We start from the raw sequence: 15,362 nt of genomic DNA, 5'->3' as shown, positions 1-15,362 counted from the left end.
GCCTGAATAAACAGCTATTGATTCGTATTCCCCAGCATCGGCACAAATTTATAGGCTCCGAATTCCTCTTTTTCAAACTCGGTCGGGGAAACTTTGGTAAAGCGGTACAGCACCTGTTCATCGGTCGGGCCCAAAGGAATCACCATTTTTCCGCCTACCTTTAACTGTTTTAAAAGTTCGGTGGGCAAAACCGCAGCCCCGCAGGTCACGATGATTTTATCAAAAGGCGCAAAGGTCGGAAGGCCGGCAAAACCGTCCCCGAAACTCTGGAACTTCGGATACAGGAGCATTTCACGCAGTTTTTTCTTGGAAAAATCAAACAGGTCTTTCTGCCGTTCCACGGTATAGACCAAAGCTTTCATGGCCAGCAGAACTGCCGTCTGGTACCCGCAGCCGGTGCCTATCTCAAGGACTTTTTCGCCTTCTTTTACCTGAAGAAGTTCAGACTGTTCCGCCACGGTGGAAGGATGCGAGATCGTCTGATGCGCCAGGATCGGGAACGCACGGTCTTCATACGCGAAATCCTCAAAAATACTTTCAATAAAAAGGTGCCTCGGAACCTGGTTCATGGCAGACAGGACATTTTCGTCTGAAATGCCGATCCTGTTCCGGAGATAGTCAACTAAAATTTTTCTTTTTCCTTTGTGTACAAACGAATCATTCGTCATGGGATAACTGGTATTAGATTGCAGCAGCAGTTTGTGCAAAAGTAAAAAAACAATCGGTACCGGTCAACCTAAAACCTATCATCTCTTGCCGAACCCCTAAATTGATTATATTTACAAAAATTTAATACAGCTATGTTAAAAGCAGGTTTGGTAGGAGCAGGACATTTGGGCAAGATCCACTTAAGGCTTCTGAATCAGTCGGATCAATATGAATTCGTAGGTTTCCATGACAAGGATGCAGAGAACGGCAGAAAACTGGAAGCCGAATTCGGATATCCGTATTTTGAAAATTTTGATGATCTCCTGGATCAGATCGATGTGCTGGATATCGTGACGCCGACCCTCTACCATTACGATTATGCTTTGAAGGCTATTGAAAAAAAACTTCATTTTTTTATTGAGAAACCGGTAACACAGACGCTGGAACAGGCTGAAGAAATCCTTCAAAAGTGTCAGGAAAACAATATCAAAGCGCAGGTCGGGCACGTTGAAAGATACAATCCCGCCTTTATCGGAGCCAAAGAGTATATCCAGAACCCGATGTTTATTGAAATCCACAGACTGGCCGAATTCAATCCCCGCGGGACCGATGTTTCCGTGGTGCTGGACCTGATGATCCACGATCTCGATATTTTATTAAGCATTGTGAAATCCAAAGTCAGAAATATCCATGCCAGCGGTGTCTGCGTAGTCAGCAAAACCCCGGATATTGCCAACGCCAGAATTGAGTTTGAAAACGGATGCGTGGCAAACCTGACCACTTCAAGGATTTCCATGAAAGCCATGAGAAAAAGCCGGTTTTTCCAGAAAGATGCTTATATCTCAGTTGATTTCCTGGAAAAGAAAGCAGAAGTGATCCGGATGAAAGACGCCCCTGAACACCCTACCCCGTTTGATATGATTATTGAAAATGCAGAGGGCGAAAAAAATCAGATCCTGTTTGAATACCCGGACATCCAGCCGAACAATGCGATTCTTGATGAGCTGAATTCTTTTGCAGACTCCATTACCGAAAATAAGCATGTCGAAGTTTCCCTTGAAGACGGTACGGAAGCCCTGAAAGTGGCCCTGAAAATTATGGAACTGATTTCGTGATTCCAAAATAATGATATTGATCTTAATAAGAGCCTGTTTACATTTATTTCAAAAAAATAATTTCCCGTAGATTTTTATATGCATTTAAATCTGCTCAATCTAAAAATCTGCGGGAATAAAATTAACGATTAAACTGCAAAATATTGACAAATTTTCAATATTAAACAGGCTCATACACTAGATCTAGCCTTTCATCAGGCATCGTTATTATTCCGATGTCTGGCCAAATGTTATTAAATTTTTATCCGGATCCAGTATTGAAAATTCTTTTTGTCCCCATGATTTTTTGCCGAGATTTCCTGCCGGATGAATTTCAATATTTCGCTCCAAATACCTTTTGTAGAGTGTTTCTATCTCTGAACTGCGTATGTAAACCTGGCCGTAATTCTCAGCGGGAATCAAATCCGCAAATTCAAAAAAATGGATTTCCAAGGTTTCGTTCTTCATCATGAGATAGCCGGGGAAATCATTTTCAGAGGCTTTAAATCCTAAATTTTCATAAAAATTTCTGGTTAGTTCCTTATTGCGCATCGGCAATTTCGGAATGATTGATGTCATCATCTTTTTTCTTCAAAGATGAATATAATATATAACAGTAATACTTGATCAAAATCAAATAATAACATTGGCCCTTACCCGGCTTAAAGTCTCAGGCCTGATCTTCAGGTAAGAAGCAATCATCGTCAGTGGAAATACCTGCAAAAGCCGGGGCTTCGTTTTCAAAATATAGTCATACTTTTCAGCAGGATTCAGGTTCCCGTCATAGAAAACCATTTTGGAATGCGACAGGTTGAAAAGTTTATTAAACTGCAGGAATTTCTGGGAAACCGCAATAAGCCGGTGAAGGTGTTCCAGTGTCAGCTCCAACACTTCCGACTGTTCAAAAGACATAATGGCTGCCTTTGATGGGATCTGATTAATGAGACTTTCACCATTAAACATCCATTCATTATCAATATGTAAATCTGTGATTACCTCTTCTTCACGGTCCAGATTATTAAAAAACTGGTAAAAAGAACCTTTCACAACGAAATATACAGATTTTGAAACTTCACCTTCTGCAACTAAAATTTCATTCTTATCCAAATATGTTTTGCGCAAACTGTTATTGAGCAGTTCTGTTTCTGCGTCCGAAAAGTTTCCCAGTTGTTTCAGCATCTTCTTACATAAAATTAAAAATATTCCTGCTAAATTAATCATTTTCTCTTTTTCCGGAATGAGTTTGAAGCTTCTACCCGCAGAATAGAATCCGGATTTAATTTTTTGACAAAGTATTTGGTAATTTTAAATATATTTGTCATTACTTAACAATAAAATTCTAAACAATCCCCTACAATCCAAATAATTAAACATCTATGAAAAGAACTATTCTATTATCCGCTTTATTATTGTCTCAATTTGGGACATCACAGTTATTAAAGACCAGCGGCCAGAAAATTATTAACGATAAAGGTGAAAATATCCAGCTTCGGGGCCTCGGTCTGGGCGGATGGATGCTGCAGGAAGGCTATATGCTGAAGACTGCTGATTTTGCCGGTCCGCAATATAAAATCAAGGAAAAAATCGCAGAACTGATCGGACAAGACGACATGGAACGTTTTTACAAAGCTTATTTAAAAAACGGGATTACCAGACAGGATATTGATTTTCTGAAAAAAGCGGGATTCAATTCAATAAGGCTTCCGATGCATTACAATCTGTACACCTTACCGATTGAAAAAGAACCGGTAAAAGGCCAGAATACCTGGCTGGAAGAAGGATTTAAAATGACCGACGATCTTCTGAAGTGGTGTGCCGACAATAAGTTGTACCTGATCCTGGATCTTCATGCGGCGCCAGGCGGACAGGGCAATGACGTGAATATTTCTGACAATGACAAAACGAAACCGTCCCTCTGGGAAAGTGAAGACAATCGGAAAAAAACAGTGGCCCTCTGGAAAAAGCTGGCGGAACGGTATAAAGATGAGCCGTGGATCGGAGGCTATGACCTGATCAACGAACCGAATATCAATTTCACCGGAAAAAACCCGAACGGAACGGATGAAATGTCCAATGCACCGCTATGGAAGCTGCAGAAGGATATTACCCAGGCTATCCGTGAGGTTGACAAAAAGCATATCATCATTATCGAAGGCAATGCTTGGGGCAATAATTATAATGGGCTGACACCTCTTTGGGACAGCAATATGGTTTTCAGTTTTCATAAATACTGGAACAATAACGATGATGCCACACTAAAATCTGTTTTAGACCTTAGGGAAAAGCACAACATACCGGTCTGGCTGGGAGAAACCGGGGAAAATTCCAATGTCTGGTTTACGGAACTGATTCAGCTCCTCGATAAACACAATATCGGTTATGCCTTCTGGCCGATGAAAAAGATTGATAATATTGCCGGGATCACCAACGTAAAAATCACGCCTGAATACCAGAAGCTGCTGAATTACTGGAAAAACGGAGGCGAAAAACCTTCAAAGACATTCGCAGAAAAAGCATTGATGCAGATCGCGGAAAATTATAAGTTCAGCAATGTTGAAATCAAAAATGATGTGATCGATGCCCTATTCAGACAGACTACTGACAGCAGTACAAAGCCTTTTAAAAATCATCAGGCCCCGGGAAAGATCTCCGCAACGGATTATGACCTGGGAAGAATCGGTTCTGCCTATCAGGACAAAGATTTTGTCAATCTCTGGGTGAGCGACCCTGCCAAAAGGTCTGAATGGAATTCCGGAAACCAGCTGAGGAATGACGGAGTGGATATTTACCAAACGAAAGACGACCAATATTACGTAGGAAAAACGGAAAGCGGGGAATGGCTTCAGTACACCATTCATGCTAAAGCGGATAAAGCCTACACTTTCGCCATAAACTATGCAGCCATTAATGATGCAAAAGTAAGGATTGAGAACGCTTCCGGAAAACCCCTGGCTGTTGTTGCATTGCCTCAAACAGGAGGAAATGAAGTATGGAAAACCATATCTGCAAAAGGAATCAGCTTGAAGAAAGGCGAGAATAAAATCCGCATCTATTTTGAGAATGGCGGTGTCAGCCTGAATTATTTCGAATTGAAATAAGAAAAAACCTTAAATTGCAAATCCCTTTCAGAAACTGAAAGGGATTTATTTTTAAACAAATATTATGAAAAAAACGGGACTAATCTTTCTTCTGATTTCAGCCTTTTCTTTTGCCCAGCAATCTGTACTGGCAGAAAAAATAAATGTTATCGTAAAAGGTAAAAACGCAACGGCAGGAATCTCTGTCCTAAATTTCGAAAATGGTTTCAGCTATCATCAAAATGCAGATAAAAAGCTTCCGATGCAAAGTGTCTTTAAATTTCACATCGCCGCAGCCGTCCTGGACTTTGTGGACAAAGGAAAACTTTCCCTGGACCAGAAAGTAACACTGGATGCCTCTAACCTGATGGAAAATACATGGTCGCCGCTACGCGACAAATATTCCGGTAAGAATGCAGAAGTAGCCTTGAGTGAAATATTGGAATATACTGTAGCCAAAAGTGACAATAACGGCTGCGATATCTTACTTAAATTACTTGGAGGTACTGAGACCGTTCAGAAATTCATGGATTCAAAAGGAGTAAAAGGGTTCCGGATCAAATATAACGAAGCGGAAATGCACAAAGACTGGAATGCCCAGTATGAAAATTATACCACTGCAAAATCGGCGGTTGATGTCCTGAAAAAGTTCTATGACGGGAAATTATTATCCAAAAAGTCCACGGATTATCTGATGAAGGTTATGTTCTCCACCTCTACCGGAAAAAACAAACTGATCGAACAGCTTCCGGAAAATACGCCTGTGGCAAGGAAAACGGGAGCTTCCGGAAAGAATAATGCAGGCTTAACAGGTGCTGAAAATGAGATTGCGATCATTACTTTACCCGATGGCAGGCATTATGCAATAGCTGTACTGGTCAGTAATTCAACGGAAACGGATGCTGTGAACTGTAAAATGATTTCAGATATTTCAAAGACCGTCTGGGATTATTTTAATAATTAAAATTTTAAGCTTATTTTTAAACCGATTTATTATGAAAAAATTAATAGTAGCAATAGCATTATTCAGCAGTACCTTTTTCTTTGCCCAGAAAAGTGAAAACTACCTGCAGATCGGCTATTCAAGCGTCTGCTGCGGAACGCCTTCCGATAAGCCCGTGATGGATTACCTTAACCGCTTTCAAAAGAAAAACAGAATAAAGGCACTGGAAGTCTACAGGCAGAGCGGTCTCGGAAGAGAAGGGGAATACAACCTGTATGTAGGAACGGACAGACTTTCAAGAACCCAAAAAGCAAAGTTTATTACGGGATTAAAATCAACCATTAATACCCAGAATAATTCCAGAAAGAAAAACAGTGACGGAATGGTGAATTTTGATCAGGCTGAAACGCTTAAAAAAGCAGACCTTGCCAACGCAAAAAACTTAACGGTTTATAAAAAATAATTTAATTAAATAAGGAAAAATGATTCAGAACATTGTAGTTATCGGAGCAGGAACCATGGGAAATGGGATCGCCCATACTTTTGCACAAAGCGGATTTGCCGTAAACCTGGTAGACGTTTCACAGGAAGCTTTAGACAGAGGACTGAAAACCATTACCACCAATCTTGACAGGATAATTGCAAAAGGAAACCTTACAGAAGAAAAAAAAGCGGAAACGTTAGGAAACATCAGAACCTTCACAGCCCTTCGGGATGCGGTCGGTAATGCTGACCTTGTTGTTGAAGCGGCTACCGAAAACCAGGAACTGAAACTGAAAATTTTCGGGCAGATGGACGAATTTGCGCCTGAAAACTGTATCTTGGCTACCAATACTTCATCCATTTCCATCACCAAAATTGCTGCTGCCACGAAAAGGCCTGACCAGGTCATCGGGATGCACTTTATGAATCCGGTACCGATTATGAAGCTGGTGGAAATTATCAAGGGCTATTCTACTTCCAAAGAAACTTTTGATGCCGTGTATGAAATGAGCAGAACCTTAGGAAAGGTTCCTGTAGAAGTAAATGACTATCCGGGATTTGTAGCCAACAGGATCCTGATGCCAATGATCAACGAATCTATTGAGACGCTTTATAACGGCGTAGCAGGTGTAGAAGAAATCGATACCGTGATGAAACTGGGAATGGCCCATCCGATGGGACCGCTTCAATTGGCCGATTTTATTGGCCTTGATGTCTGTTTAGCCATCCTGAACGTAATGTATGACGGTTTTAAAAATCCTAAATATGCACCGAACCCACTGCTGGTTAATATGGTCATGGCCGGAAAATTAGGCGTGAAATCCGGAGAAGGTTTCTACGATTATTCTGAAAGCAAAAAGGCGGAAAAAGTGTCAAAAATGTTTTCAAAATAATCATTAAGTTCTAAGTCTGGGGTTGTAAGTTATAGTTCAGCTGGTGCCTAATAAGTACTATAATCTCTTACTTTCAAACCGGAAGACAGCCGTAAAAAGGCTAGATTAACAAGGTATAAAGTTTTGCAAAAAATTAAGATCAACAAGAACAAATACCAATAATTTTATTATCTTTGATTCAAAGTTAAAACATTAAAAAAAATGAAATTACCAAAGTTTTTATTAGCAGATAATTCGGAATTTCCAGAAGATTTATTCGTAGTTCATACTGAATATCCGAGATTTATCCTGAATGTTGAGGAGGAAGAGGTTGAATGGCTGGATGATCTGGAAGGAGATGATGAAGAGACCATGGCAGATGAGGCTACAAAAGTAGTGGAAGCTGCATTCAAATGGTGTGATGAAGAGTTGGCTAAGTACGACGAAGAAGAGGAAGAAGGAGAATAGTAATCAATCCATTCTAAACATAAAAAAGGAACTCAGCCACTGAGTTCCTTTTATTTTTTAATCACAATGATGTTAGGAAATCATCCTGATTAAAAACTGGCTTTCTCATAATGACACAAATAAAGCTCGGATCATAGATCCAAGCTCTTTTATTATATATTAATCCTTAACTTGAATTATATTATTCAGCTCTATTGAATTTTAACAGCAATAAGTTGTCCTGATAAAGTTCCAGAACGCTTCCGGTAAGGACATATTTATTCGCTTTCGCCATCATATCCATAAAGTTTCTTTCTACGCTCATGTTATCGCACGCCATTTTGGTAGACCCCATCTGTCCGGCCGAAAAATTACCTGCAGAGGGATCAACTTTTGCCGTCCCGAAATAATTGTTGCATCCGGTGTTCCCGTTAATCTTTTCACCGTCAATATTCAGGGTCGGGATTTTTCCTTTTACATTATCGGCTAAGGCCCACTTCGTCCCTGTTAAAGAAGGCTGGGCCTTCCCTACTTTAGAAGCAGAAGAACTGGTCATGGTTCCGCAGGAAACCAAAACGACTGCCGTACATATACTAAAAAAAAGATTTTTCATTTTTTCCTTTTTGATTTAAATCAAATTTACGTAAATATTCTATTATTAAACGGCCTTCAGGAGATTTTATTGTTTTTTTAAGAAGGATTATTTCCGGAAATACAGCTCAGTGCTAAAAACAGAAAACGGGCCGAAGCCCGTTTATATTGATTTATTTTAATCCTGATTATTAACATTAAACTATCCTCTCAGTTCTGCATTGAATTCTTTCTGGAAAGATTTAACCAGAGAATCCATAACCGCTGTGATTTCTTTCTCTTCAAGGGTTTTCTCTTCATTAAGAAGCTCAAAGCTCATCGCATAAGATTTCTTGCCTTCAGGAAGGTTTTTACCTTCATACACATCAAATAAGTTGATACCTTTAAGATAAGGGGATTTGTTTTTCCGGGCTGCCTGATAAAGATCTTCGTAATTGACATTCTTATCAATCAGCAATGCCAGGTCTCTTCTGATTTTGTTGAATTTCGGAATATCTTTAAATTTCAGTTCATTTTCAGAACGCAGTTCCTGTGCATATTCCAGCTCAATTTCAGCATAGAAACATTCCTGGTCGATATCGAAATCCTTCAGCATCTGAGGCGCTACCTTCCCGATTCTTACCAAAACTTTTCCGTCTGCTTCATAAGCCAGAGCATCGGAGAACCTTTCATCAGACAAAGCGGTTTCTTTATAATCGATGGCTAATTTTTCCAGTAAGACTTTTACATATGCTTTCAGGTTGTAGAATCCTGTTGCAGATTTCGGCTGCAGCCAGTTTTCTGACACTTCTCGCCCGGAAACCAGCAGGGCCAGCTGTTTTCTTTCTTCGTATTTTTCTCTTTTATGATAAATTTTCCCAAATTCGAAAAACTTGATATCCTGATTCTTCCTGTTGATATTGTAGATGGCATTCTGTAAAAGGCCTTCCAGCAAAGACTTCCTCATAAATGCAAGATCATTGCTTAGAGGGTTCAGCAGCTTTACGGCATCGGTTTCATCTTTTACGGAAGTCAGTGAATTATTCATCACTTCGTTAAAGCCCAACCCCTGTAAAGTTCTGGCCCAATTATTTTCCAACTCGTCCTGATCCTGGGCGTTTAATTTAACCGGAGTAAAGGATATTTTCTGCGGAGCGTCAATTTTATTATAGCCGTAAATCCTCAGAATCTCTTCAATAACATCAATTTCCCGCGTAACATCAGCCCTGTAAGCCGGAACGGAGATTTCCAGTCCGTTCTGGATCTCATTCAGCACCTGGATATCCAGCGCTTTAAGGATTTCCTTTACTTTTTCCCTGTGGATCTTCGTCCCTAAAATCTGTTCGATCTTCGAGAACCTGATGATCACATAGCTGTCTTCTATTTTTTTCGGATATTCTTCCAGCAGATCTCCTGACAGCTTTCCTTCCGCCAGATCCTGGATCAGCTTGATGGCGTGCGTAATGGCTGTTCTGGTGATGTTCGGATCAACGCCTCTTTCAAACCTGAAAGAAGCATCCGTATTCAAGCCATGGAACTTAGCCGCTTTTCTAATGGCCACCGGATTGAAATAGGCGCTTTCCAGAAACAGGGTTTTTGTTTCACCGGAAACCCCGGAATCTGCACCCCCGAACACGCCGGCAATACACATCGGATTATCTTTTCCGTCTTTGATGATGATCTCGGAACCGTTCAGAGTCCTTTCCACGCCATCCAGCGTAGTGAATTTCGTTCCTTCCACTACCGTTCCCACTTTCACTTTCCTGTCTGCTATCTTATCTGCATCAAAAGCATGAAGCGGCTGTCCGTAGCCGTGAAGGATATAATTGGTGATATCTACAATGTTATTGATAGGGCTTAACCCAATGGCTCTCAGCCTGGCTTTCAGCCAATCCGGCGAATCGGTAACTTTTACCCCTTCAATAACAGCTCCGATGTATCTCGGACACAATTCAGCATCTTCAACCTGCAGCGTAAAATCATGGGTCCCTTCGCTGCTTAAGGCAACAGAGGATACTTTTTCAAATTCGGCTTTCTGCTGGTTGGTAGAAAGGAAAGCGTTCAGATCCCGGGCCACCCCATAATGCGACATAGCATCTGTCCTGTTCGGTGTCAGACCGATTTCGAAAACCTCATCGCTGGTCAATTCAAAATAATCAGCAAACTTTTTCCCGGTTTCAAATTTTTCTTCATCAAGAACCATGATCCCGCCGTGGTCATTGCTTAGTCCCAGCTCATCTTCTGCGCAGATCATTCCCTGAGATACTTCGCCTCTGATCTTTGCCTCTTTGATTTCGAAAAAATTCCCGGTTTTATCATAAATCTTCGTTCCTACAACAGCGACAGGTACTGTTTGTCCGGCTTCCACATTAGGAGCTCCGCATACGATGTGCAGTACTTTTCCGTTTCCTACATCGACCGTCGTTTTTTTCAGTTTGTCTGCATTCGGGTGTTTTTCGCAGGTCAGAACCTTTCCAACCACAATTCCTTCCAGACTGCCTTGTATACTTTCAAATTTTTCTATCCCTTCAACTTCAAGACCTATATCTGTAAGAAACTCACCGATTCTTTCCGTTTTGATTTCTGTTTTGATAAAGTCCTTAAGCCAGTTGTTTGATATCTTCATTGAATATATTTTGAAAATTTTATTTGAATTTTTCGAGTTACAAATGTCGTGTTTTTTTGAGAAACAGAGAAATTTTAAGGGTTATAAAACAAATAGTTTTGATGTTTGCATCGTCAGATTTGCTGATGGATACATTCTTTAAGTCCTCAGATATCAATCGGTTTACCAAAGACTGAAAATACAGCTTTCATTGATGGCCTGCAGGATTATTATATTTAAGCTAACCTGTTACAAAAAGAAAGAGGCTTTGAATCTCAAAACCTCTTCTTTATTTTATATTTCTTTCTTACTGTACTACAAACCGATCACCGGCATTGAGAGCATTAAGATGTTTTCGTTTTCTTCAAGACCGTCAAGAGGTTCGATAATTCCCGGCCTGTTCGGCTGGGACATTTTCATCGTGATATCGTCTGATCCCAGAATGGTTAACATTTCCGTTAAAAACTTGGAGCTGAACCCGATATTGATATCTTCACCGTTATAGTCGCAAGGGATCTGCATATCTGCTTTGTTTGCATATTCCGTATCTTCTGCATGAAGGTGGAGAATATTGGCAGACAGTTTAAAACGTACCTGATTGGTGGATTTATTAGACATGATCGATGCCCTTTTGATAGCACCTAACAAAAGATTCCTGTTAATGGTCAGTACATTCGGGTTTTCTTTAGGAATTACCGCTGTATAGTTCGGGTATTTCCCGTCAATCAGCCTGCAGATCCAGATATGCTTTCCGAAAGTAAACTTGGCCATGTTTTCATTGAAATCGATGGTTACGTCTTCATTTGAACTCGCCAGAATATTTTTGAAAATATTCAGAGGCTTTTTAGGCATAATGAATTCCATCGGCTCGGCATTCATCAGATCCGTTCTTTTGTACACGACCAGCCTGTGGGAATCGGTAGAAACAAAATTGGTTTCATTTTCCCCGAATTGGAACAGTACCCCTGTCATTACCGGACGGAGCGAATCGTTGCTGGTAGCAAAAAGCGTATTGGCCAATGCATCAGACAAAACGCCTGCCGACATGGTTACACTCTGGGCCGCATCAAATTCCGGAAGTTCCGGATAATCATCTGCATTATCCAGGGCCACGGCAAAATTATCTTTTTCATCTAAGATCTCAAGCTGGCTTCCCGTTCCCTCTGCATTGTCTCTTACCGCCAGTGTAAGCGGCTGTTCTCCGTACGTCTTGATGAAATCCTGAAAAATCTTGGCAGGGACAGCAAATTTGCCGCTGTCGTCAGACTTTACATCAAGAGAGGTTACCAGAGTCGTTTCGCCATCAGATGCTGTAATGGTAACATTATTGCCGTCTAACTCAAAAAGATAGTTTTCTAAAATCGGTCTCGACTGAGAACTTGATATTACGCCACTTACAGTTTGCAAAGCTTTCTGCAGTTCACCACTTGAAATAATAAATTTCATAGATTTAAAAATAAGTTTTTACAAATATAATAAATAGAAAATAGATTAAGAAGAAATAATCAAAGGAGTTTTTCACAAAGATCATTAATCTGTTTTCAGCACTGAGATTATGTTTACTTTCCTGTAGTCATTAATTCCGGCATCAAAAATCTCACCCGGATAATAGCTTACATTTACTTTTTTATGTAAAAGGGCGCTGTATTCCTTCGGCAGGTCCAGATTGGATTCTACCGGAAACACCCAATACAGCTTATTCAGGATTCTATTATCCCCAGCCATGTGAAAAACCACAAAATTATTTTTCTCTATTTTTATAACCGTACCGCTGATGAGCAATTCTGAATGCCGGCTTTCTTTGTTTTTATCATTCTCACCGAGTTTGAAAACCTCAATAAAAGTATCCGGACATTCTTTCATGAGCCAGGTGGCCACGAGTTTTCCTGTTTCCGAAGAATCATCCCGGAGTATATCCAGATTATAATCTTTTTTAAGTTCCTCAGCGTACGGCTGGGCTCCCTGTATAATGCAGAGCCCCAGTTTTATCTCCAGAGTCTTTGCATCAGGATTCCCTGCCTTGGCTTGGGTAAAGCATTCACAGGTAGTTTTGGCAATCCTGGTTTTGTAATCCTGGGAAAACCCTAAAACCGATAGCAAAGCGGCTAAAAAAATCCCTGTTTTTTTCATCATGACGGTATTATATTATCCAAAGATAACCTTATAAAATAATTACCCTTAAAATACTTGTTATCTTTGTAAAAATTAAGCAATGCGCAAACCGCCTATCCATAAAAGTTTCCTTAATGCTTTCCGGGGTATTTTCCTGATGATGAAAAGTGAACGGAATTTTCAGATTGAAGTTTCGGCTTTCCTGATTAATCTTTTTCTGATTTTTTACCTGAAACTTTCATCTGCCGATGCCGTTTGTATTCTGGTGGTTTCTTTCGGCGTCCTGGTTGCGGAAATTCTTAATACGGCAATTGAAAAGATCTGTGATATAATCCAGCCTGAATTTGATACAAGAGTTGGATTTATTAAGGATATTTCTGCAGGAGCGGTTGTTTTGGCAGCTATCCTTGCTGTTATTGTGGCAATTATCATATATCCAAAATATATTTCTTCAAATTAATTATCAATACATCAATTTAAATTTCATTTTAATACATTTTTACAAATGGATACTATATATGTTATTCATTTTTTCACTTTATTAAGATAAATTTTAATATATTTGTTTTTAACTAAATCATAATAATATCATGAAAAACAAATTTCTTTATGCAGTACTGCTGTCAGCATTTATTTCGTGCAGTACCGAAACTTCAGTAATTGATCCTTACCAGACTACAAAGAGTGAACAGGTTTTAAACTTTGAAAGATCAATAAAAAGCCTTTCAAAACCTGAAAACCGTGCCACTCCGGAAGAGTTGAGAACCCAACAATCTTTAGAACTCAGTGACAGAAGAAAAGATATCCTTATTCCATCAGCTTTAGAATTAATAAAATCTACAGGCACTACGGATAAAGAAATTGCAAAAACCACAGAAGGAGATCGTGATAAAATCCTTACCTGGGCTGTAAAGGTTTACAATGAAAAACTTGAAAAAATCAATCAAAATTCTAAAAACTAATACGATGAAAAAAATATTAACCATTATCCTCGGTCTTAGCCTGGGGACTTCTGTATTTGCACAAAACGGTTCCGGAAATCTTCATATCTATAATGATATAACCAATCATAAACTCGATTTATATTTTACTATTTTCACCATTGTCCCTTCTACTTGCAGCGGTGGTGCACAGGCATTGGATTTGGTGTATTTACCTCCTAACGAACTGGCAAGCTATTCTACTTTTAACAACTCCACTTCAGCAGCAGGGCACCCCTATCCTATTGATACCTGGTCTCCTAATATGATTGGCCTTCCGCCCATTGTATCAAATGCCCAAAGATGGACCTATATAAAATTTGAACTTGAAGATCCCACCAATCCCGGACAAATTGTTCCAACACTCGGCGGATCTGTAGGTTTTTATCAAAGCTGCTCAGGTATTCCCGCCAATATTGGTGGCTCCGGCAGTCTGAATGGCATAAACTATAATTTCCATGCGGATGCATTTACATTAGGTGGTGATTTATGGATAAACGTTCAATAAATAAAGAAATATCAGAGCCTGTTAATCTTTTTTAACAGGCTTTATCTTTAATTATAATAAATAATTATTTTCCAACATAAACAAATCCTGATCTGCCGGATTCAAAACCAGTTTCAATCCTTTGGTAATCGTCTACTTCGTATTCATCTGCCTGAAGGATTTCTTCATCGGTAACCTCAAATAAAATGCCTGTTATTTCATCTTCAGGATTACCTGACAATATCAGAACAGGATGAAATTTCTGGCTGCTTTTCTTTAAGACTTCAAGATCCTTGATTTCCAGCATTTCAAGTCTATAGCCTGTTAAAATATCCTGATTTCCTTCTAAAATCCTTCCGAAAGTCTCAATCTGAACCCGCTCTTTCTGCAAAGTTCCGTAAGAAAATAAATAAGTCATTATATATATTTTTCAATAATGGGAATTGCAGTTTCGGCCATCAGGCCATATCCTTTTTCATTGGGATGCACACCGTCTCCCGATAATAAAATTTCTTTATCCGGTAAGAATGCCGTATGAAAATCAATGTACTGTACAGCATGTTCATCTGCTATGTCTTTCAGAATCTGGTTGTACGTCAGGACTTCTGTATTGGTCCTCAGCTTTCCGGAAGCTGCCGTTATACCGTCAACTTTATTGGAAAACGGAAGGATGCTCACGAGGCAGATCTCTTCAGCGTATTGTTTTGCATGCTGAACGGCGTTGATCATATTGTTTTTAAACTGTTCGCGGTTTACCATTTGGACACCGTCTTTTACAGCAAGATCATTGGTACCGTAACCCAGAAAAATGATGTTCCCGTCCGCTGCATTCCTGGCACTCATTTCATGAGGCAACCGTTTTAAAAGGGCCTCCGTGGTTTCCCCTCCGATTCCCAGGTTAAAAAGAATCAGCTCATCACTTCCTTCATTGAATTTCTGTAAGGCATACCGTTTCAGAATATCCACCCAGCCTCCGAATACTCCGTCATATTCGCCATAAGTGATACTGTCCCCGAAGAATAATCCGTATTTCATTTTTTAATT

Annotated in this window: 18 protein-coding genes; 9 read left to right on the top strand and 9 right to left on the bottom strand. The window is 39.8% G+C overall.

Translation table 11 applies throughout. The annotated features are described in order from the left end of the window. Positions 1-14: 14 nt before the first annotated feature. Positions 15-668: a protein-L-isoaspartate(D-aspartate) O-methyltransferase gene (locus H561_RS0117390; RefSeq protein ID WP_034762644.1), complete on the bottom strand. Its 654-nt coding sequence runs from the start codon at positions 666-668 to the stop codon at positions 15-17. A 132-nt stretch (positions 669-800) separates the two neighbouring features. Here H561_RS0117390 and H561_RS0117385 point away from each other — a divergent pair, with 132 nt between their 5' ends. Further along, entirely contained in the window at positions 801-1,763 is a 963-nt protein-coding gene (locus H561_RS0117385) for a Gfo/Idh/MocA family protein (protein ID WP_027388166.1), read from the top strand. A 207-nt stretch (positions 1,764-1,970) separates the two neighbouring features. Here the strand turns inward: H561_RS0117385 and H561_RS0117380 are convergent, their stop codons facing one another. Together H561_RS0117380 and H561_RS0117375 are read right to left on the bottom strand one after the other, a co-directional pair. Continuing rightward, positions 1,971-2,324, bottom strand: coding sequence for a bleomycin resistance protein (locus tag H561_RS0117380; protein WP_027388165.1), 354 nt, complete (start codon positions 2,322-2,324; stop codon positions 1,971-1,973). 51 nt (positions 2,325-2,375) lie between these two features. Further along, the gene (locus tag H561_RS0117375; RefSeq protein ID WP_051349432.1) at positions 2,376-2,921 is read right to left on the bottom strand and encodes a Crp/Fnr family transcriptional regulator; all 546 of its coding nucleotides are present in this window, start codon (positions 2,919-2,921) and stop codon (positions 2,376-2,378) included. A 197-nt stretch (positions 2,922-3,118) separates the two neighbouring features. Between H561_RS0117375 and H561_RS0117365 the strand changes: the two genes are divergently transcribed. From H561_RS0117365 to H561_RS0117345, 5 genes are all read left to right on the top strand, one after another. After that, positions 3,119-4,840: a cellulase family glycosylhydrolase gene (locus tag H561_RS0117365; protein WP_027388163.1), complete on the top strand. Its 1,722-nt coding sequence runs from the start codon at positions 3,119-3,121 to the stop codon at positions 4,838-4,840. Positions 4,841-4,904: 64 nt separating this feature from the next. Next, positions 4,905-5,783 carry a CGA/CIA family class A beta-lactamase gene (gene bla-A / locus H561_RS0117360; protein ID WP_027388162.1) on the top strand — a complete coding sequence of 293 codons (879 nt, stop codon included), beginning with the start codon at positions 4,905-4,907 and terminating at the stop codon, positions 5,781-5,783. A gap of 31 nt (positions 5,784-5,814) precedes the next feature. Then, positions 5,815-6,225, top strand: a complete 411-nt coding sequence (locus H561_RS0117355) for a hypothetical protein (protein ID WP_027388161.1) — start codon at positions 5,815-5,817, stop codon at positions 6,223-6,225. 22 nt (positions 6,226-6,247) lie between these two features. Beyond that, positions 6,248-7,138, top strand: coding sequence for a 3-hydroxybutyryl-CoA dehydrogenase (locus tag H561_RS0117350; RefSeq protein WP_027388160.1), 891 nt, complete (start codon positions 6,248-6,250; stop codon positions 7,136-7,138). A gap of 201 nt (positions 7,139-7,339) precedes the next feature. Next, positions 7,340-7,585 carry a hypothetical protein gene (locus tag H561_RS0117345; protein ID WP_027388159.1) on the top strand — a complete coding sequence of 82 codons (246 nt, stop codon included), beginning with the start codon at positions 7,340-7,342 and terminating at the stop codon, positions 7,583-7,585. A 181-nt stretch (positions 7,586-7,766) separates the two neighbouring features. Here the strand turns inward: H561_RS0117345 and H561_RS0117340 are convergent, their stop codons facing one another. The 4 genes from H561_RS0117340 to H561_RS0117325 form a co-directional block, all read right to left on the bottom strand. Further along, positions 7,767-8,177, bottom strand: coding sequence for an META domain-containing protein (locus H561_RS0117340; protein WP_027388158.1), 411 nt, complete (start codon positions 8,175-8,177; stop codon positions 7,767-7,769). Between the two features lie 180 nt (positions 8,178-8,357). Then, positions 8,358-10,760 (bottom strand): phenylalanine--tRNA ligase subunit beta, encoded by a 2,403-nt coding sequence (gene pheT / locus H561_RS0117335; RefSeq protein ID WP_027388157.1) that lies wholly within the window; start codon positions 10,758-10,760, stop codon positions 8,358-8,360. Positions 10,761-11,054: 294 nt separating this feature from the next. Then, positions 11,055-12,185: a DNA polymerase III subunit beta gene (gene dnaN / locus H561_RS0117330; RefSeq protein ID WP_027388156.1), complete on the bottom strand. Its 1,131-nt coding sequence runs from the start codon at positions 12,183-12,185 to the stop codon at positions 11,055-11,057. Between the two features lie 84 nt (positions 12,186-12,269). Continuing rightward, positions 12,270-12,872: a hypothetical protein gene (locus tag H561_RS0117325; protein WP_155845835.1), complete on the bottom strand. Its 603-nt coding sequence runs from the start codon at positions 12,870-12,872 to the stop codon at positions 12,270-12,272. 79 nt (positions 12,873-12,951) lie between these two features. Between H561_RS0117325 and H561_RS0117320 the strand changes: the two genes are divergently transcribed. The 3 genes from H561_RS0117320 (at position 12,952) to H561_RS0117310 (ending at position 14,339) form a co-directional block, all read left to right on the top strand. Then, positions 12,952-13,311, top strand: coding sequence for a diacylglycerol kinase (locus H561_RS0117320; protein ID WP_027388154.1), 360 nt, complete (start codon positions 12,952-12,954; stop codon positions 13,309-13,311). Between the two features lie 130 nt (positions 13,312-13,441). Further along, complete coding sequence (locus H561_RS0117315) at positions 13,442-13,813, top strand: hypothetical protein (RefSeq protein ID WP_027388153.1); 372 nt, start codon at positions 13,442-13,444, stop codon at positions 13,811-13,813. Positions 13,814-13,817: 4 nt separating this feature from the next. Then, positions 13,818-14,339 carry a hypothetical protein gene (locus H561_RS0117310; protein WP_155845834.1) on the top strand — a complete coding sequence of 174 codons (522 nt, stop codon included), beginning with the start codon at positions 13,818-13,820 and terminating at the stop codon, positions 14,337-14,339. Between the two features lie 64 nt (positions 14,340-14,403). On the opposite strand, the gene H561_RS0117305 is transcribed toward H561_RS0117310, so the two are convergent. After that, positions 14,404-14,736 (bottom strand): gamma-glutamylcyclotransferase family protein, encoded by a 333-nt coding sequence (locus H561_RS0117305; protein WP_027388151.1) that lies wholly within the window; start codon positions 14,734-14,736, stop codon positions 14,404-14,406. Continuing rightward, complete coding sequence (locus H561_RS0117300) at positions 14,736-15,353, bottom strand: SGNH/GDSL hydrolase family protein (protein WP_027388150.1); 618 nt, start codon at positions 15,351-15,353, stop codon at positions 14,736-14,738. The genes H561_RS0117305 and H561_RS0117300 overlap by 1 nt, the downstream gene beginning before the upstream one ends. Between the last annotated feature and the right edge of the window lie 9 nt (positions 15,354-15,362).

This window comes from Chryseobacterium gregarium DSM 19109 (assembly GCF_000430845.1).
GTDB lineage: Bacteria > Bacteroidota > Bacteroidia > Flavobacteriales > Weeksellaceae > Chryseobacterium > Chryseobacterium gregarium.
This window is presented reverse-complemented; position numbering and strand designations above follow the sequence as displayed.